The following is an 18,458-nucleotide window of genomic DNA, read 5'->3' on the forward strand; positions in this document are numbered from 1 at the left end:
CACTCCGGCGTCTCGAACATCCGTTCGATTCTACCCTGCCGAGCGCGGTGATCCCCGCACGCGTGAGTCTAGGAGCGACCACCGACATTCGAGCCGGGCGGCCGCCGCGAGCGCTCCTCAGCGGTTCGGACGGCGCAGCAGAGCGGGGACGAGCATCCCGACCAGGGCGAGCGCTGCGAGTCCGGAGACGATCGCGAAGGCAGGCACGGAGATGCGCCCGGCCGGGAGCAGCACAGCCACGGCCACCACCTGCACCGGCACCTGCAGGAGCACGAACCGGCGCAGCGACGGCAGCAGCACCGCGGGCTGGAGCCGCGCCGCCGCCGGGACGACCAGCATCCACGATCCGAGCAGGTGGAGCGCGTGCGCGCCGGCGATCAGCGCCAGCATCCGGACCGTCAGCGTTCCGGGTTCGACCAGCGACGACAGCACCAGGACGCCGATCAGCACCCACGCCGTCAGCCAGCGCGGGCGCCACACGGCCACCCCGACGAGCAGGGCCCCGATCGCCGTCCACGGGCCGCTGGGCACGCCCGCGAGGACCAGCGTCAAGCCCACCACGGCGAACAGCGCGCGCACCGACCATCCCGGGACGGTGTGCGTGCCCAGGTCGGGCGTCGTACGTGCGGGGTCGCTCATCCGCGCCTCCCCGCCGTCAGCGCGCGCAGGCCGGCCTCGCGGGCGACCGGGTCCTGCCATCCGAGCAGTTCGACACCGCCCGCCTCCAGCCGGCGCAGGCGCAGGCGCCGTTCGAGCTCGACGGTGCGCAGGGCCAGCCGCTCCCGGGCGGTGAGCTCCCGCGCATCCCGGACCGGGAGCACGTCGATCGCGATCACCCGGTGCCCGGACGCGCGCCAGCCGAGAGCCAGCGTCGACGGCTGGTCGTCGAGGAAGGTCGAGAGCACGTAGACGATCGCGCCCGGCGACAGGCGCGGCGAGCGGACGCGCTGGAACGTCGTGCCCGTGGCCGTCGTCAGCTCGATCTCGCGCAGCACCCGTTCGCGATGGCGGGCGCCGGCGCGCGGCGGGAGGACGCGACGCGACTCCCCCAGGTCGTCGAAACCGACGCGGTCCCCCACGGCCGCGTACGCGACCGTCAGCGACGCCGCCGCCTCGCGGGCGAGGTCGAGCGAGGACAGCGCAGGCCGCGGATAGGCGCGCGACCAGTCCGCGACAATCCCGGTCACGTCGTCGCGCGCGTCGAGCACCACGTGCACGGCGGCGTCGGAGGTCGCTGTGGTCCGGCGCACGTACAGCTCATCCGAGCGGCCGGCGCGAGCCGTGGCCCGCCAGTCGATCCGGCGGAGGCGGTCGCCGGGATGGAAGAGGTCGATGTCACGGAACTCGCCGCCGTCGCCGGGTCGCGTCGACACGTGCTGGCCGGTCAGTCCGAGCAGGCGCGCCGGCAGCGGGAGGCGGCGGAGCGGCAGCCGGCGCGGACGCACCACCCGCTCGACGGACGCCTCCTCGCCCGGGGCGGCGACCCACGCGGCGTCGGCGCCGATCGCGCGAGCGGCGACCTCGGCCACCCGCTGCGGACCCGAGTGGACAACAGGGACCTCACCCGTCGTGCGCGCGGCCGCGCGCGGGGTGAGCACGGCATCCACCGGCGCGGCCCCGCCGAGGGCGAGCCGCAGCTGGATCGCGTCCGGACGTTGCGTGACTACGGCGTGGATGTCGACGGTGAGGGCCGTCGACCCGTCCGGTGCGGGATGCGCCCGGCCCGTCGAGGCGACGGAGGTCTCGGTGCGGAGTTCGTCCGAGCCGGCCGAATCGTCGAGCCGGCGGGGCCTGCGATCCCAGCTCAGCGCAGCGGCGAGCAGCAGCGGCGCGCCGACGAGAGCGGGCTCGACGCGTGTCATCACGAACGCGGCCACCACACCGACCATCCCGACGACGACGGCACCGGCGAGGGCCGGGCTCAGCGTCCACCCGCCGCGCGTGGCGGTATGCCTGCGTTCGGTGTGCGGGTGGTCGGCGCTGTCGGTCATCGGTGCTGCGCGTCCGTCTCCACCGCATCCGGTGCCTGCTGCGCGCGGCGCCCCGACCCGACCGCCGGGGGACCGGCGACCGTGTTGACCACCTCGGCGACGACCTGCTCGGCGCGGACGCCGCCCGTCCACGCCTGGACGGTCAGCGTGAGGCGGTGCGCGAGCACGGGCACGGCGACCGCCTTCACGTCGTCGGGGAGCACGAAGTCGCGGCCGTCGAGCACGGCCAGCGCACGGGCTACGAGCAGCAGACCCTGCGACCCGCGGGGCGACGCGCCGACCTCCACCGACCGGTGGCCGCGTGTCGCGGCGGCGAGGCGGACGCAGTAGGCGGCGATATCGGGGTCCACATCCACCGCCTCGATGCCGGCCTGCATGGCCGCCAGCGTCGGCGCATCGATCACCGGCTCGACGGTGGCGACCTCGTGGCGGCGGGCCACACGCGCGAGCAGCACCCGCGACTCCCCCGCCTCGTCCGGGTAACCGACGCTTAAGCGCACCATGAACCGGTCGAGCTGCGCCTCGGGCAGCGCGTACGTGCCCTCGGACTCGATCGGATTCGCCGTCGCGACGACGTGGAACGGCGACGGCAGCGGGAAACTGCGGCCCTCGACCGACACCTGCCCCTCGGCCATCGCCTCCAGCAGCGCAGACTGCGTCTTCGGCGACGTGCGGTTGATCTCGTCGGCGAGGAACAGCCCGGTGAACACCGGACCGGGCCGGAACTCGAAGTCCGCCGTGCTCGGGAGGTACACGAATGAGCCGGTGATGTCGGACGGCAGCAGGTCGGGCGTGCACTGCAGGCGGCGGAACTCGAGCCCGACCGCGGCCGCGATGCTCCGGGCGGCGAGTGTCTTGCCGAGGCCCGGGACGTCCTCGAAGAGCACGTGCCCGCCGGCAAGGATGGTCGCGAAGGCGATGCGGAGCGGTTCTCGCATGCCGACCACGACGCTGCTCACGCGGTCGAGCACCTGGGCGCCGAGACGGGCGACCTCGGGGACGCCGAGGGCTGCCGAGGGTGACGGTGCTGTCGCCGGGTCGTGCGGGTGGACGGGTTCAGCGGGCATGCGGTGGCTCCTGGATGCTCGGGGCGGGCTGTCGGGATGCTGCGGGCGGCGCGGCGGGGTCGGCTCTCGTGGAGGAGAAAGAGGCGGCGGCCGCGTCCTCCCGCTCCAACGCCTCGAGCCGGGTGAGCGCCGATGACACCTCCGACGTGCGCGGCGGGGCGACACCCGACCCGCGGCGCAGCAGCCGGAGCGCGTCGGCCCCAAGCAGCTCCTCGAGGCGGGCGTCGGCGGCGCGGTCCTCCAGGTCGAGTCCCCGGAGCAGCAGGGCGCGCTCCGCGACCAGCCGCAGGCGGCGCACCCCTTCGGGCGACGCGCGTCCGCCGCGGGCGCCGAGCGACCATCCGAGCTGCACGATGTCGCGGCGCACTCCAGGACGGGGCTGGGGCGCGGGGACGGCCCAGACCACGTCGGCGGCCTCCCCCAGTGCCGAGAGGCAGGTGGTGAGGGCGAAGGCGGCGGCGCCGAGTCCGATGGCGTGGGCGGCGTCCATCCCGAGGTACCAGGCGGCCACGCCGAAGGCGATCCCGAGCACCGCGCTCAGGATGAGGCGGCGCAGCATGCGGGGCGGGAGGCGGCGGGTCATCGACGCGCTCCGAAGCGGTCGGCCGACGTCGACGCGCGCGAGCGCGGGGCGTCGCTCCACGAGGCCCGGAGCGCGTCGACCGCCGAGCGCGCGGCGGCGACGTCCTCCGGCGTGACCGGGGCGCTGCTGAACCGCGCCCGCTGGTACAGGGTGAGGAAGCGCTGGGCCGCCTCGCGATCGGCCGCCACCCGGGAGAGAACGCGGGCGGTGAACTCCGCGGGCGTCTCGGCAGGCAGGCGGCGCACACCGGAGTCCGCCGCGCCCTCCTCCAGCCCGACCCAGGCGCGTTCGATCGCGTCCCGGGGCTCGCGCACGTCGACCAGCTCAGCGGACGCGCGCTCGAGTCCGCGGCGCACGTGCTCCGGTTCGGCATGGCGGGCCGGCTCGGGGTGGGCGTCGCCGACCTCGGCATCGGTCACGTCGATCAGTGGTGGCAGCTCCCGCGGCGGTGCCGGCCGGCGGCGCAGACGCCACAGGAGGGCCAGGGCGATCACGACCGCCAGAACGATGAGCGCGACGAACAGCCAGGAGAGGTCGAGGCGGAGCACCTGCGTCTGCTGCTGCGGTTCCGGGCTGCCGGAGAGCTGCGGCTGCGGTGGCGCGGAGCGGATCGGCGCGGGCGGGAGGAACATCCGCGGCCCGGTGAACTCCGGCGCGCCCTGGAAGGCGACCGCGATCACCGCGACGCCGACCAGGACGGCGCACACCGCGAAGGTCCAGCGCCGTCCGGTCGTCCTCGATGCCACTCTGCCACCGTAGCCCGCCCGTGCGTCGAACGCGTTGACGACTCGGCAGGCCTCAGCCCAGGTGGCCGGCCTTCTCCATCTGCCGCAGGTCGCGCTTCAGGTCCGAGAGCTCGTCGCGCAACCGCGCCGCCAGCTCGAACTTGAGCTCGCCGGCGGCCGCCAGCATCTGCTGGTTGAGGTCGGCGATGATGCCCTCGAGCTCGGCCGCTCCCTGCGCGGCGATGCCGCCGTTCCGGAGGTTCGGGGTCGGGCTCTTGCGCTTCTGGTCGCGGCCCGCCAGCATCCGGGCGGTGTCGGCCTCCTCGCGCGCGAGGATGTCGGTGATGTCGGCGATGCGCTTGCGCAGCGGCTGCGGGTCGATGCCGTTGACGCGGTTGTACTCGATCTGCTTCTCGCGGCGGCGCTCGGTCTCTTCGATGGCGTTCTTCATCGAGTCGGTGAGCACGTCGGCGTACATGTGCACCTGGCCCGAGACGTTGCGGGCGGCACGGCCGATCGTCTGGACCAGCGAGGTGGACGAGCGGAGGAAGCCCTCCTTGTCCGCGTCGAGGATCGCGACCAGCGAGACCTCCGGGAGGTCGAGTCCTTCACGCAGCAGGTTGATGCCGACCAGCACGTCGTAGACGCCCGCGCGGAGCTCGGTGAGCAGTTCGACGCGGCGCAGAGTGTCGACGTCGGAGTGCAGGTAGCGCACCTTGACGCCGGCCTCCGCGAGGAAGTCGGTGAGCTCTTCCGCCATCTTCTTGGTCAGCGTCGTGACGAGAACGCGCTCGTCGCGCTCGACCCGCAGGCGGATCTCCTCGAGCAGGTCGTCGATCTGGCCCTTCGTCGGCTTGACGACGATCTCGGGGTCGACCAGTCCGGTCGGTCGGATGATCTGCTCCACCACGCCGTCGGCGATGCCCAGCTCGTACTTGCCCGGTGTGGCGGACAGGTACACGGTCTGGCCGACGCGGTCCTTGAACTCGTTCCACCGGAGCGGCCGGTTGTCGAGTGCGCTCGGGAGCCGGAAGCCGTGCTCGACGAGCGTGCGCTTGCGCGACGCGTCGCCCTCGTACATGGCGCCGATCTGCGGCACGGTGACGTGCGACTCGTCGATCACGACGAGGAAGTCGTCCGGGAAGTAGTCGAGCAGGCAGTGCGGCGCCTCGCCCGGGCGACGGCCGTCGATGTGGCGCGAGTAGTTCTCGATGCCCGAGCAGAAGCCGATCTGCTCCATCATCTCGAGGTCGAACTGGGTCCGCATGCGCAGCCGCTGCGCTTCGAGCAGCTTGCCCTCGCGCTCCAGCTCCTGCAGTCGCTCGTGCAGCTCCTCCTGGATGGTGCCGATCGCGCGCTGCATGGTCGCCGGGCTGGCGGCGTAGTGCGTCGCCGGGAAGACCGACACGGCATCGAGCTTGGCGATCACATTGCCGGTGAGCGGGTGCAGCGAGTACAGCGCCTCGATCTCGTCGCCGAACAGCTCGATCCGGATCGCGTGCTCCTCGTAGACCGGGATGATCTCGATCGTGTCGCCGCGCACCCGGAACTTGCCCCGCGAGAAGTCGACGTCGTTCCGCTCGTACTGCATGTTGACGAAGCGGCGGATGAGCGCGTCGCGACCGACGTTCTGGCCGACCTGCAGGGCGACCATCGCCTCCAGGTACTCCTCGGCCGCACCGAGGCCGTAGATGCAGGACACTGTCGAGACCACGACGACATCGCGCCGGCTGAGCAGCGAGTTGGTGGTGGAGTGGCGCAGCCGCTCGACCTCGGCGTTGATGGACGAGTCCTTCTCGATGAAGGTGTCCGTCTGCGGCACGTAGGCCTCGGGCTGGTAGTAGTCGTAATACGAGACGAAGTACTCGACCGCGTTGTTCGGTAGCAGCTCGCGGAACTCGTTGGCGAGCTGAGCGGCGAGGGTCTTGTTGTGCGCGAGCACGAGGGTCGGCCGCTGCACCTGCTCGATGAGCCAGGCGGTCGTGGCGGACTTACCGGTGCCCGTGGCGCCGAGCAGCACCACGTCGGTCTCGCCCGCGTTGATGCGACCCGCCAGCTCGGCGATGGCCTGCGGCTGGTCGCCGCTCGGCTCGTACTCGCTGACGACCTCGAAGGGACGGACGGAGCGCGTGGGAAGCATGTCTCCAGTCTAGGAAGGACCACCGACACTGCGGTCGGCTCTCGCTCACAGCGGAACCGGGCGCCTCACGATCCGGCGCGCAGCTCCTCCCAGAGGGCGTCGACCTGCTCCAGCGTGTGCGCGAGCGTGCCGCCGGTCTCGATGACGACGTCGGCGACGGCCAGCCGCTCGTCATCCGACGCCTGCGATCGGATGCGGCGCTCCGCCTCGGCGCGGTCCATCCCGCGCAGCTCGACCAGCCGACGTATGCGTGTCTCGGCGTCGGCGTGTGCCACGACCACGCGGTCGAACCGGTACTCGTTGGCCGACTCGACCAGGAGCGGGACGTCGTAGACCACGATCGCGTCCGGGTCGGCCTCCCCCGCGGCGCGGAAGCGCGCGGTCGACTCGGCCATCACCGCGGGGTGGGTGATGCCGTTGAGCACCTGCAGCGCCGCCGGGTCGCCGAACACGATCGCGCCGAGCGCGGGTCGGTTCAGGGTGCCGTCGGGCGCGATGACCCCGTCGCCGAAGCGCTCCGCGATCGCGGCGAGGGCCGGGGTGCCGGGCTCGACGACCTCCCGTGCGATGCGGTCCGCGTCCACCACGACGGCGCCGTGGGAGGCCAGTCGGGAGGCGATGGTCGATTTGCCGGAGGCGATCCCGCCGGTGAGTCCGATCAGCTGCACCCGCCCAGCCTAGCGGCGGCCGTGAGCCCGGGAACGACGAAGCGGCCGGCCCCGAAGGGCCGGCCGCTCGTTGGTGAGGATGCTCAGTTGTTGGAGCTGAGCTTCTCGCGCAGAGCCGCGAGCGACTCGTCGTCGGCGAGCGTTCCGCCCGAGCCCGAGTCGGAGGAGTACGACGAGGTACCGCTGTCGGCGGCAGCCTCCTCGATGCCCTTGGCGACCTGGCGCTTGTGCGCCTCCCAGCGCGCCTGGGCCGCAGCGTACTGCTGCTCCCACTCGTCGCGCTGCGCCTCGAAGCCTTCCTTCCACTCGTTGGTCTCCGGGTCGAAGCCCTCCGGGTACTTGTAGTTGCCCTGCTCGTCGTACTCGGTGACCATGCCGTAGAGCGCCGGGTCGAACTCGGTGCCCTCGGGGTCGACGCCCTCGTTCGCCTGCTTGAGGCTGAGCGAGATGCGGCGGCGCTCCAGGTCGATGTCGATGACCTTGACGAACACCTCGTCGCCCACCGAGACGACCTGCTCGGCCAGCTCGACGTGCTTGCCGGACAGCTCGGAGATGTGGACGAGGCCCTCGATGCCGTCCGCGACGCGGACGAACGCACCGAACGGGACGAGCTTCGTGACCTTGCCCGGCGCGACCTGACCGATCGCGTGGGTGCGGGCGAAGACCTGCCACGGGTCCTCCTGCGTCGCCTTGAGCGACAGCGAGACGCGCTCGCGGTCGAGGTCGACCTCGAGGATCTCGACGGTGACCTCCTGGCCCACCTCGACGACCTCGGAGGCGTGCTCGATGTGCTTCCAGGAGAGCTCCGACACGTGGACGAGACCGTCGACGCCGCCGAGGTCGACGAACGCACCGAAGTTGACGATCGACGAGACGACGCCCTTGCGGACCTGGCCCTTGTGCAGGTTGTTGAGGAACGTGGTGCGGGACTCGGACTGGGTCTGCTCCAGCAGCGCGCGGCGCGAGAGCACCACGTTGTTGCGGTTCTTGTCGAGCTCGAGGATCTTGGCCTCGATCTCCTGGCCCAGGTACGGGGTGAGGTCGCGGACGCGGCGCAGCTCGATGAGCGAAGCCGGCAGGAAGCCGCGCAGGCCGATGTCGACGATCAGGCCGCCCTTGACGACCTCGATCACCGTACCGGTGACGACGCCGTCGGCCTCCTTGATCTTCTCCACATCGCCCCAGGCGCGCTCGTACTGCGCACGCTTCTTGGACAGAATGAGGCGGCCTTCCTTGTCCTCCTTCTGGAGAACGAGGGCCTCGACGGTGTCGCCGACCTCGACGACCTCGGTGGGGTCGACGTCGTGCTTGATGGAAAGCTCGCGCGAGGGGATGACACCCTCGGTCTTGTAACCGACGTCGAGGAGGACCTCGTCACGGTCGATCTTGACGACGGTGCCTTCGATGAGGTCTCCGTCGTTGAAGAACTTCAGCGTCTTTTCGACCGCGGCAAGAAAGTCCTCAGCAGATCCGATGTCGTTGACGGCGACCTGCTTGGGTGCCTTGTCGGTCGTTGCGGTTGTCATGTAGTGGGTGCTCCGTAATGGACAGGATTCAGGCCGGTCGCGACAGGTTTTCGATGTGATTCCGCGAACGGCAGGCGGATAGGGATGTCACACAAGTGACGTTCTAGTCTACCGGGCGTTCGGCGCGTCCAGCAAGCTGCGCTCGCCCAGGATCTCGCGGAGCGCCGGCTCCAGGTCGGGGAAGGCGAAACGGTAGCCCGCATCGAGGAGTCGTTCGGGCTCCACCCAGCGGCTCTTCAGCACCAGTTCGGTCTCCGTGCGGATCGCCGCAGAGCCCAGCTCGAGCATCCACCGGTAGGCCGGGAGGCCGATGCGCACGCCGAGGAGTCGGCGCAGCAGCGCCATCAGCGCCCGGTTGTCGGTGGGATGCGGCGCCGCCACGTTGACAGGCCCCGCGAGGTCGGGCCGTGCGCGCAGGAACTCGATGGCGCCGAGCACGTCGGCGATGTGGAGCCAGCTGAACTTCTGGCGGCCGCCGCGCGCCCGGAACTCGTGGAACGTGCCTGCGTTGCGGCGGGCCGCGGTCGCGAACCACGGCCCGTCGACCTGCGGGCCGCCGAGGCCGAAGCGGACGAGGTTCACGAGAGGCGTGAGGGCGCTGCCGTCGCCGAGGACGATCGCCATGCGCAGAGCGACGCGCCGGGTGTCGGGAAGGTCGCTCTCGAACAGCTCGCGCTCCCAGGCCTTCGCCACGTTCACGGAGAAGCCGGTGCCGAGCTCGCCGGTGGACTCGGTCATCGGCCGATCCTCCGCGTGCCGGTAGATCGTCGCGGTCGACGCATTGAACCAGACGGGCGGCGGCGCTTCGCTCGCGGCGATCGCCTCGCGGACGGCCTTCGTCGTCGCGAGGCGCGACCGGAAGATCTCGGCGCGGTTGGCGTCGCCGTACCGGCAGTTGACGCTCTTGCCGGCGAGGTTGATCACCGCATCGGCTCCGGTCACCGCAGCGCGAAGCCCGGCCGCGTCGTCCCACCGGACGTCCGGCCCGGTACGCCCGACCAGCACGACCTCGGCCCCGGAGGCCCGGTAGTGCTGCTCCAGGTACCGTCCGACGAACCCGGATCCCCCGGCGATCACGATGCGCTCCGTCACTCCGACCGCTCCCCCTTCTCGATCCCGTAGCGGAACCGCCCCGTGTACTGATAGATCCGGCCGATCACCGGCACTGCGACGACGATGGAGACCTCCTGGCGGCCGCCCGCGTCGTCCCATCGCTCGGTGAGGACGACCACCGGCGCCACGAGCCGCGGAATCGGCACTCGTCTTCCGCCGACGACAAGCCTGACCGCGGTCGAGCGCAATCGCAGTCCGCCGTCCCGCACCGTCGCGCGGAACAGCGCCTCCGCCCGGACCGGGTCCCCGAGACGGTCGATCAGCGCGCCGCCGCTCACTCCGATCTCGTCCACCATCAGCGCCGTGCGCCGGCGACCGAGTGCCGTCAGGTCGAACGAGCGCGTGGCGGCCACCGCCGGCGCTCCGTCGGCGGCCATCACCGCCCGGTTCGACACGGTGAACGGCACATCCCGCTCCCACACCGGGAACATGACGTGCGCCCGGGCGAACCAGGCGAGCACCGGCCATACCCAGCGCCGCGGCGTGCCGACCGTCTCGAACACGCCGCTCCCCCGCCCCACCGCGCCGTCCGGGATGGCGTCGAAGTACGTCCGCAGGCGCGGATGCAGCTCGTCGAACGCCGCGCCCAGCACGACGCGGTAGGGAGAGGTCACAGGTGTCAGGCGGCTCAGTCGAGCAGCGCCGACTTCAGCGTGTCGAGGCCGACGCCGCCGATGTCGAGGGCCTTCTTGTGGAACGCCTTGATGTCGAAGGACGCTCCCTCGCGGCGGGCGTACTCGTCGCGCAGCTGCTCCCAGATGCGCTGGCCGATCTTGTACGACGGCGCCTGTCCGGGCCAGCCGAGGTAGCGGTTGACCTCGAAGCGGACGAAGCCGTCGTTCATGTTGACGTTCTCGCGCAGGAACGGGAAGGCGTCCTCACCCGTCCACGGGCGGGAGCCGTCGGGCAACGGCTTCTCGAGGTGCACGCCGATGTCGAGCACCACGCGGGCGGCGCGCATGCGCTGGCCGTCGAGCATGCCGAGGCGGTCGGCCGGGTCGTCGAGGTAGCCCAGCTGCTCCATCAGGCGCTCGGCGTAGAGGGCCCAGCCCTCGGCGTGGCCCGACGTGCCGGCGATGCGGCGCCAGGAGTTGAGCTGCGCCTTGTTGTAGGTCGCCTGCGCGATCTGCAGGTGGTGGCCGGGGACGCCCTCGTGGTAGACGGTCGTCAGCTCGCGCCAGGTGTCGAACTCGGTGACGCCCTCGGGAACGCTCCACCACATCCGGCCGGCGCGGGCGAAGTCGTCGCTCGGGCCGGTGTAGTAGATGCCGCCTTCCTGCGTGGGGGCGATCATGCACTCGAGGCGGCGGATCTCGGCCGGGATGTCGAAGTGCGAACGGCCGAGCTCTTCGATCGCCCGGTCGCTGGTCTCCTGCATCCACCGCTGCAGCGCGTCGGTGCCGTGCAGCTTGCGGCTGGGGTCGCCATCGAGGAATTCGATCGCCTCGAGCACGCTCGCGCCCGGCTTGATCTCGTTCGCGATCGACTCCTGCTCGGCGCGCATGCGCGCCAGCTCTTCGATGCCCCACTCGTAGGTCTCGTCGAGGTCGACGGTCGCGCCGAGGAAGCCGCGGGAAGCGAGCGCGTAGAGCTCGCGGCCGACCGCGTCCTTCTCCGGCGCGTGCTGCGCCAGCTCGTTCTCGAAGAAGTCGGCCAGCGTGGCGTACGCCTGCGCGGCCTGCTGGGCGCCGTCGGCGAGCTCGGCCTTCAGCGACTCCGGGAGCACGCCGTTCAGCGGCTTGGCGTCGGCGGTGAACTCGTAGAAGAAGCCCGTGTCGGCGACCTGCTTGCGCGCCTGCGCCAGCACCTCGCGCACCTGGCGGATCGCCGGGACGTTGCCGGCCGCGATGCCGCTGCGCAGGGTCTCGATGTAACCGTCCATCGCCGCCGGGAGGTTGTGGAGGCGCTTGGAGACGTTGGCCCAGTCGTCTTCGGTGTCGGTCGGCACGAGGTCGAAGATGTCGCGCAGCTCCTGCGCCGGCGACGCGATGACGTTGAGGTCGCGCTGGGCGAACCCCGCTTCGTGCTTCTCGACAGTGAGCTGTAGCTCGCGCGTGAGGTCCATCTTGGTGACGCGGTCGATGTCGTCGACGGGCTCGGCCGCCTCGATGCGGGCCAACGCCTCCTTCACCTTGGCGATGGCGTGCTCCGCGCCGGCGGGCGAGTAGTCGGCGTATTCGCCCTCGCGGCCGGGACGGCCGAGCCAGACGTGGAACTCCGGATACAGCTCGAGCTGGGTGTCGACCCACTCCTCGGCGATCGTGTCGACCGGGGTGGGTTCACGCTTCTGATCGTTGGTCATGCTCCGACACTACCGACGACCGCTCCCGCCCGGCACGGGGCGCCCGGAATTGTGGACAAGTCGCCGACGGGACGGGTTGTGGACAGGTTCAGGAGAGCCCGCGCCTGTCTAATTCGTCCCGGAGGGCGACGAAGAAGCGGTCGATCTCCCCCAGCCGGCGCGTGTACAGCAACGTCTCGGCTCCGCTCACCCGCCCGACCGCGTCGAACTCCACCCGCGTGTGCCCTTCGTCGACCGGCACGAAGCGGAGCCGCGGCTCGAAGAGTGCATAGCCGCCCAGCACCTGCGCGAACGGATCGGTCAGGCTCGTGCCTTTCACGGCGTCGCGGACGAAGTCCCGCACCTCGGCGTACGGCACCGGCACGACCTCGCTCGGAATGCGCCGCGGCACGACCGCCTTGCGACGGCGCCCGCGCGGCTCCAGCTCGCTCACACGAGCAGGGCACGCCCGACCGCTCGGCTAGTGCGCCGCGGCGTCCCAGTTCGCGCCGCGGCCGACCTGCACGTCGAGCGGCACCCGGAGGTCGGCGGCCCCGGCCATGCGCGCACGCACGATCGCCTCCAGCGCGTCCCACTCCCCCGTCGCCACCTCGAAGATGAGCTCGTCGTGCACCTGGAGCAGCATCCGCGATTCGAGCTTCTGGTCGATGATGTCGCCGGCGATGCCGAGCATGGCGACCTTCATGATGTCCGCCGCGGAACCTTGGATGGGCGCGTTCAGCGCCTGCCGCTCGGCGTTCTCGCGCATGACGCGGTTGGTCGACGTCAGGTCGGCGAACGGGCGGCGCCGCCCGAAGATCGTCTCGGTGAAGCCGTCGACGCGCGCCTGCTCGACCACGTTGCGCAGGTAGTCGCGCACGGCGCCGAAGCGCTCGAAGTAGTCGGTCATCAGCTGGCGCGCCTCGGAGGTCTCGATGCGCAGCTGCTTCGAGAGGCCGAAGGCCGACAGACCGTAGGCGAGGCCGTACGACATCGCCTTGACCTTCGTGCGCATGGCCGGGGTGACCTCGGCGGGGGTGACGCCGAACACCCGGGAGCCGACGAAGCGGTGCAGGTCCTCTCCGCCGTTGAACGCCTCGATCAGGCCGGGATCCTCGGACAGATGCGCCATGATCCGCATCTCGATCTGCGAGTAGTCCGCGGTCAGCAGAGTCTCGAAGCCCTCGCCCTGCGTGAACGCCGAGCGGATCTCGCGGCCCTCCTCGGTGCGGATCGGGATGTTCTGCAGGTTCGGGTCGTTCGACGAGATGCGACCGGTGCTGGTGCCGGTCTGGTCGTAGGTGGTGTGGATGCGACCGTCGGACTCGACCGAGCGCTCCAGCGTCTCGACGATCTGCTTGAGCTTCGTCGCGTCGCGGTGCTGCAGCAGCAGGCCGAGGAACGGGTGCGGGTTCTTCTCCTGCAGGTCCGCGAGCGACCCGGCGTCGGTGGAGTAGCCGGTCTTGGTCGCGCGGGTCTTCGGCATCCCGAGCTCCTCGAACAGCACCTGCTGCAGCTGCTTCGGCGAGCCGAGGTTGAGCTCGTGGCCGACCTGCGCGTACGCCTGGGCGGCGTAGTCGTTGGCCTTATCGGTCAGCTGGCCGCGCAGCCGCGCGAGCACCGCGGAGTCGATGGTGACGCCGTTCAGCTCCATCTCGGCGAGCACTGCGACCAGCGGCAGCTCGATGTCGTCGAGGACGCTGCGGGTGCCGTCGTCGAGCGCGATCGCCTGACCCTCGGCCACCCGGCGGATGAACCACGCCTCGGTCGCCGGGCTCACCGCGTCGTTGATCGGGACGAGCTGATTCGGGTCGGAGACCGGCAACGTCTCGCCCAGCACCTCGTAGACCTGCTCCGCGAGCGACTGGGCCGCCGCTCCCGGGTTCACGAGCCAGGACGCGATGCGCGTGTCGAACGCGAGGCCGTCGACCACGAATCCGGCGCGGCTGAGCGCCTTGAACTGCGGCTTCGCGTGGAAGAAGTACTTGGGAGCGCTGCTCGCCAGCCACTCTTCCAGCGCCGCGTAGTCGGGCCGCCCCGGCACCCACGGCACGTAGACGCTGTCGTCGGCCGTGGCCAGGCCGAAGCCCGAGATGCCCGCCGGGCCGAGCTCGAGCTGGACCGCGACGGCGGCGCCGTCGGCCGAGGCCTTGGACAGCCAGTTCGCCAGCTCCTCGTCGACGAGAGTGCGGACGGCCGGCGCGGTGACCGCTCCTGCGTCCCCGACCTGGGCCGACGCGGCGACGCCGTCGAGCATCCCCTCTTCTGCGGCGGTCTTCATCAGCCGCTCGAGCAGTGTCTTGAACTGGAGGCGCGCGAAGATGTCGCGCACCGCGTTCTCGTTGAGCGGCTTGCGCTCCAGGTCGGCCGGCCCGATCGGCAGCTCGACGTCGTCGCGCAGCTGGTTGAGGCGGCGGTTGCGGAGGGCGTTCTCCTTCTGGTCGCGCAGGTTCTGCCCCACGACGCCCTTGATCTCGTCGGCATGGGCGACGATGTTCTCCACTGTGCCGTACTGCTGCACCCACTTGACGGCGGTCTTCTCGCCGACCTTGTCGATCCCGATGAGGTTGTCGCTGGTCTCGCCGACGAGGGCGGCGATCTCGGGGTACTCGTGCGGTTCGATGCCGTACTTCTCGCGCACCGCGGCCGGGTCGTAGACCTTGAGCTCGGAGACACCCCGCACGTTCGGGTAAAGGAGCGTGACGTCGTCGTTGACGAGCTGGATGGTGTCGCGGTCGCCCGAGACGATGAAGACCTTGTAGCCCTGCTCGGCGCCCTGGCGCGCGAGGGTGGCGAGGATGTCGTCGGCCTCGAAGTCCTCCTTCGCGATCGTCGTGACGTTCATCGCGTGCAGCGCCTCTTCGAGCAGCGGGACCTGGCCCGCGAACTCGGACGGCGTCTCACCGCGCGTGCCCTTGTACTCGGGGTATTCGCGGGTGCGGAAGGAGTAGCGGGAGATGTCGAACGCCACCGCGAGGTGGGTCGGCTTCTGCTGCTGCAGCAGGTTGATGAACATCGCGATGAAGCCGTGGATCGCGTTCGTGTGCTGACCCTCGCGGTTCACGAAGCTGTCGACGGGGAGGGCGTAGAAGGCCCGGAATGCCAGCGAATGGCCGTCGATGATCAGAAGGGTAGGCTTTTCGGAGTCTGACACCAGGCCAGCCTACAAGGGGCCGGTGACAGTCCAGACGACCGTCAGGAGAGGCCGAGGATGACCGAGGACGCACTCGCGTACGTGCAGCAGAGGGGGCTCGGCGCACTGGCCGAGAAGATGGGCATCGAGATGCTCGAGTTCACCGTGGAGCGCGCGGTCGCGCGCATGCCGGTGGAAGGCAACACCCAGCCCGCGGACCTCCTGCACGGCGGCGCGTACGTGGTCCTCGGCGAGTCGCTGGGGTCGATGTCGGCGAACCTCTGGGCCGGCGAGGGACGCCTGGCGGTCGGGATCGAGATCAACGCCTCGCACACCCGTTCGGCGACCAGCGGCTACGTGACCGGCGTGTGCACGCCCATCCACCTCGGCCGCACGCTCGCGACGCACGAGATCGCGGTGACCGACGACCAGGGTCGCCGCTGCTCCACGATCCGGATCACGAACCTGATCAAGGACCTGTAGGTTCCGGCCCCGCGAAGTCGGGTTCTCCCGGGGGCGAAACGGAGGAAGTTTCCCCTTAGCACCCCCGCAATCGCCTCCCTTTTGCGTCCCTCGGCGGCGTCTCGTTTCCACACTCCTCCTTTTCTCTACGCCAGCCGCTCGGGCCGCGGGGATGCAAACGGAGGAGAACTCGTGCCCAATCGTCCGGATAAGGCGAAAGGGAGGACGACCCGGCGGCGACAGCCGGATCATCCTCCCTTTCGTGACGACGGGTGCGCGCCCCTACTTCTTGGGCGCCAGCTGCTCGATGATCGCCTGGGCGACGTCGTGCATGGTGAGGCGGCGGTCCATCGACGCCTTCTGGATCCAGCGGAACGCCTCCGGCTCCGACAGGCCCATCTTCTCGTTGAGGAGGCCTTTCGCGCGGTCGACCAGCTTGCGGGTCTCGAAGCGCTGGACCATGTCCGACACCTCGGCCTCGAGGGCGATGATCTGCTGGTAGCGGGCCAGCGCGATCTCGATCGCGGGCAGCAGGTCGTTCGGGGTGAACGGCTTGACCACGTAGGCGAGGGCGCCGGCCTCGGTCGCGCGCTCCACGAGCTCCTTCTGGCTGAACGCGGTCAACAGCACGACGGGGGCGATGTGGTCCTTCGACAGCCGCTCGGCGGCGGAGATGCCGTCGAGCTGCGGCATCTTGACGTCCATGATCACCAGGTCGGGGCGCAGCTCGGTCGCGAGCGCGACGGCGGTCTCGCCGTCTCCGGCCTCACCGACCACCTCGAACCCGTTGTCACGCAGGATCTCGACGATGTCGAGGCGGATGAGGGACTCGTCCTCCGCGACGACGACGCGGCGGGGTGCGGTGGGGGTGGTCGGTTCCTGGTCAGTCACGTGCAAAATCCTACGGTATCGTTCAGGTGTTGTTGTGCGCCGCCGTGGCGGAATGGCAGACGCGGAGCACTCAAAATGCTTTGTCCGGAAGGGCGTGTGGGTTCGAGTCCCACCGGCGGCACGACTCTCTAGATGCGGGCGCCGACGACGGTCGCGGCGAAGCGACGGGCGCGTTCGGCCAGCCCCTCGATGCGCTGCTCGACCACCAGGTCGGCGTCGAATCCGACGTACGACGGCGGCGGGGTGCGGCGGACGTTCGCGCTGCACTCGAAGGCACCGCAGACCAACGTGCCCACCGTGTCGCCGTTGCGGCCGGGGGCTCCGGCGCGCCGCGCCGACCAGAACCAGACGTCGTTGGTGAGGTGCACGTCCTGGCACCAGCCGCACATCGAGGGCGCGTGCGACCGCATGCTGGCCTCTGAAGCGCGCAGCACGATCCCGACCGGGCCGTCATCGGTGGGGATGACGACGTAGCCGCGCTGGGGCAGCCGGGGATCGCGCCAGCCGAGGTATTCGCGGCGGGACCAGTCGACCTCGTGCAGGCCGGGCGGCATCGGAAGCTCTTCGGCTTCGCTGCGGGAGCAGTTGACGAACGACTCGCGGATCTGCTGCGGGCTCAGGATCTCCATGCGCACCTCCTCGTCCCATGCTCGCACAGGTTTCGGGAGGCACCGCTTGACCCTGCCCCACGGGTCAAGGCTTAGCCTGCCGCCATGACCACGATCGAGAGCGTCACGGACGCCCGCTTCCAGGAGGACGTGCTCGCCGCCCCGGGCACCACCGTCGTCGAGTTCTGGGCGGAATGGTGCGGGCCCTGCCGGGCGCTGACGCCCATCCTCGAGCAGCTGCAGGACGATCACGCCGACCGCATCCGCATCCTCAAGATCAACGCCGACGAGAACATGGACACGACGGTCGCCTACAAGGCGCTCGCCCTGCCGGTTATCAAGGTGTTCCAGAACGGCGAGGTCGTGAAGACGATCATCGGAGCCAAGCCCAAGCCCGCGATGGAGCTGGAGCTCGCGCCGTTCCTCACGTGAGGTCGTCGTAGGCGCCGCTCACCCAGCCGATGTACCGGTCGGCCGAGCGCAGCACCGCACCGCGGGCATCCTGCGGGATCACGTTGCCGAGGTTTCCGTACATCCGCTCGAACGGCCGCTCGCACACCGCGTCGGCGACCCGGCGCACCACGGCCGCCGACAGCGGGATGTCGTTCGGGAAGCTGCGCTGGAACGTCACCCAGCGCTGCGACGGCCCGGGGAAGACCGTGTCGCCGCTGAGCACCACGCCGCGATCCCAGTGGACGACCGCGCTGCCCGGGAAGTGGCCGCCGATCGTCCGCAGGGTGACGCCGGGCAGCACCTCCACCTCGCCGGTCCAGGTCTGGATGGCGGCGTCCTCGCGCTGCACCCAGTGCCGGTCGGCGGCGTTGACGAGCACCGGAGGGTCGCCGAGCATCCGGGACCACGTCACCTGCGCGCCGAACATGTGCGGGTGGCTGGTGGCGATGACGGCGGCGCCGCCGAGGTCCTGCACCGCCGCCGCGGCGGCCTCGTCGACGTAACCCGTCGGATCCCAGAGCAGGTTCCCGTCGGGCGTGCGCAGCAGGATGCTCTGCTGGCCGATCCCGACCTTCGGCTCGCTGCGCAGCCCGTACAGGTCGGGTTCCAGCTCGGTGACGACGACGCGCTCCCCCTCGCGCTGCAGCCTTTGCAGCGTGGTCCACTCCTGGCCGGTCGGCGGCACGTACTGGCGTTCGTCCTCGCAGATCGGGCACGATGCCGGGGCGTCCGCCCCCGCTGGATATTCCACCGCGCAGGTCGCGCACAGCCACTCCGCCATGCCCCCGACCCTAGCGCGGCGGAATAGGCTGCGCAG

General features: G+C 70.6%; 18 protein-coding genes and 1 tRNA gene. 3 read left to right on the forward strand and 16 right to left on the reverse strand.

What is annotated here, in order from left to right:
* Positions 1-117: 117 nt before the first annotated feature.
* The 13 genes from AB0P25_RS17825 to polA all read right to left on the reverse strand — a co-directional run bounded on the left by AB0P25_RS17825 (position 118) and on the right by polA (position 15,248).
* Positions 118-639, reverse strand: a complete 522-nt coding sequence (locus tag AB0P25_RS17825; RefSeq protein ID WP_363809129.1) for a hypothetical protein — start codon at positions 637-639, stop codon at positions 118-120.
* Complete coding sequence (locus AB0P25_RS17830; protein ID WP_363809132.1) at positions 636-1,991, reverse strand: DUF58 domain-containing protein; 1,356 nt, start codon at positions 1,989-1,991, stop codon at positions 636-638. The genes AB0P25_RS17825 and AB0P25_RS17830 overlap by 4 nt, the downstream gene beginning before the upstream one ends.
* Entirely contained in the window at positions 1,988-3,058 is a 1,071-nt protein-coding gene (locus AB0P25_RS17835; RefSeq protein ID WP_363809134.1) for a MoxR family ATPase, read from the reverse strand. The genes AB0P25_RS17830 and AB0P25_RS17835 overlap by 4 nt, the downstream gene beginning before the upstream one ends.
* A complete protein-coding gene (locus AB0P25_RS17840; RefSeq protein ID WP_363809135.1) occupies positions 3,048-3,641 on the reverse strand; it encodes a hypothetical protein in 594 nt (197 codons plus the stop codon). The genes AB0P25_RS17835 and AB0P25_RS17840 overlap by 11 nt, the downstream gene beginning before the upstream one ends.
* Positions 3,638-4,387, reverse strand: coding sequence for a DUF4129 domain-containing protein (locus tag AB0P25_RS17845; RefSeq protein ID WP_363809136.1), 750 nt, complete (start codon positions 4,385-4,387; stop codon positions 3,638-3,640). The genes AB0P25_RS17840 and AB0P25_RS17845 overlap by 4 nt, the downstream gene beginning before the upstream one ends.
* A 52-nt stretch (positions 4,388-4,439) precedes the next feature.
* Positions 4,440-6,506 carry an excinuclease ABC subunit UvrB gene (gene uvrB, locus AB0P25_RS17850; protein ID WP_064109152.1) on the reverse strand — a complete coding sequence of 689 codons (2,067 nt, stop codon included), beginning with the start codon at positions 6,504-6,506 and terminating at the stop codon, positions 4,440-4,442.
* A gap of 65 nt (positions 6,507-6,571) precedes the next feature.
* Positions 6,572-7,174, reverse strand: coding sequence for a dephospho-CoA kinase (gene coaE, locus AB0P25_RS17855; protein WP_363809138.1), 603 nt, complete (start codon positions 7,172-7,174; stop codon positions 6,572-6,574).
* Positions 7,175-7,257: 83 nt separating this feature from the next.
* Positions 7,258-8,700, reverse strand: a complete 1,443-nt coding sequence (rpsA, locus tag AB0P25_RS17860; protein ID WP_363809140.1) for a 30S ribosomal protein S1 — start codon at positions 8,698-8,700, stop codon at positions 7,258-7,260.
* A 108-nt stretch (positions 8,701-8,808) separates the two neighbouring features.
* Positions 8,809-9,792, reverse strand: coding sequence for a DUF1731 domain-containing protein (locus AB0P25_RS17865; protein ID WP_363809141.1), 984 nt, complete (start codon positions 9,790-9,792; stop codon positions 8,809-8,811).
* On the reverse strand, positions 9,789-10,427 hold the full coding sequence (locus AB0P25_RS17870; RefSeq protein ID WP_363809143.1) for a DUF4166 domain-containing protein: 639 nt from the start codon (positions 10,425-10,427) through the stop codon (positions 9,789-9,791). The genes AB0P25_RS17865 and AB0P25_RS17870 overlap by 4 nt, the downstream gene beginning before the upstream one ends.
* A gap of 14 nt (positions 10,428-10,441) precedes the next feature.
* Positions 10,442-12,115 carry a DUF885 domain-containing protein gene (locus AB0P25_RS17875; protein WP_363809144.1) on the reverse strand — a complete coding sequence of 558 codons (1,674 nt, stop codon included), beginning with the start codon at positions 12,113-12,115 and terminating at the stop codon, positions 10,442-10,444.
* Positions 12,116-12,203: 88 nt separating this feature from the next.
* Positions 12,204-12,548 carry a hypothetical protein gene (locus tag AB0P25_RS17880; protein WP_363809145.1) on the reverse strand — a complete coding sequence of 115 codons (345 nt, stop codon included), beginning with the start codon at positions 12,546-12,548 and terminating at the stop codon, positions 12,204-12,206.
* Positions 12,549-12,575: 27 nt separating this feature from the next.
* The gene (polA, locus tag AB0P25_RS17885) at positions 12,576-15,248 is read right to left on the reverse strand and encodes a DNA polymerase I (protein WP_363809147.1); all 2,673 of its coding nucleotides are present in this window, start codon (positions 15,246-15,248) and stop codon (positions 12,576-12,578) included.
* Positions 15,249-15,305: 57 nt separating this feature from the next.
* Between polA and AB0P25_RS17890 the strand changes: the two genes are divergently transcribed.
* Complete coding sequence (locus AB0P25_RS17890; protein WP_064109159.1) at positions 15,306-15,710, forward strand: hotdog fold thioesterase; 405 nt, start codon at positions 15,306-15,308, stop codon at positions 15,708-15,710.
* Positions 15,711-15,971: 261 nt separating this feature from the next.
* On the opposite strand, the gene AB0P25_RS17895 is transcribed toward AB0P25_RS17890, so the two are convergent.
* On the reverse strand, positions 15,972-16,580 hold the full coding sequence (locus AB0P25_RS17895; RefSeq protein WP_064109160.1) for a response regulator: 609 nt from the start codon (positions 16,578-16,580) through the stop codon (positions 15,972-15,974).
* Between the two features lie 38 nt (positions 16,581-16,618).
* Between AB0P25_RS17895 and AB0P25_RS17900 the strand changes: the two genes are divergently transcribed.
* Positions 16,619-16,701, forward strand: a tRNA-Leu gene (locus AB0P25_RS17900).
* 7 nt (positions 16,702-16,708) lie between these two features.
* Here the strand turns inward: AB0P25_RS17900 and AB0P25_RS17905 are convergent.
* A complete protein-coding gene (locus AB0P25_RS17905) occupies positions 16,709-17,209 on the reverse strand; it encodes an FBP domain-containing protein (protein ID WP_363809149.1) in 501 nt (166 codons plus the stop codon).
* Between the two features lie 84 nt (positions 17,210-17,293).
* On the opposite strand from AB0P25_RS17905, the gene AB0P25_RS17910 reads away from it, so the two are divergent.
* Positions 17,294-17,620: a thioredoxin domain-containing protein gene (locus AB0P25_RS17910; RefSeq protein ID WP_363809150.1), complete on the forward strand. Its 327-nt coding sequence runs from the start codon at positions 17,294-17,296 to the stop codon at positions 17,618-17,620.
* Here AB0P25_RS17910 and AB0P25_RS17915 read toward each other — a convergent pair.
* Positions 17,613-18,422, reverse strand: coding sequence for a hydrolase (locus AB0P25_RS17915; protein WP_363809152.1), 810 nt, complete (start codon positions 18,420-18,422; stop codon positions 17,613-17,615). The genes AB0P25_RS17910 and AB0P25_RS17915 overlap by 8 nt on opposite strands.
* Positions 18,423-18,458: the final 36 nt, after the last annotated feature.

The organism is Leifsonia sp. NPDC077715, from assembly GCF_040686855.1.
In the GTDB taxonomy this organism is placed as follows: domain Bacteria; phylum Actinomycetota; class Actinomycetes; order Actinomycetales; family Microbacteriaceae; genus Leifsonia.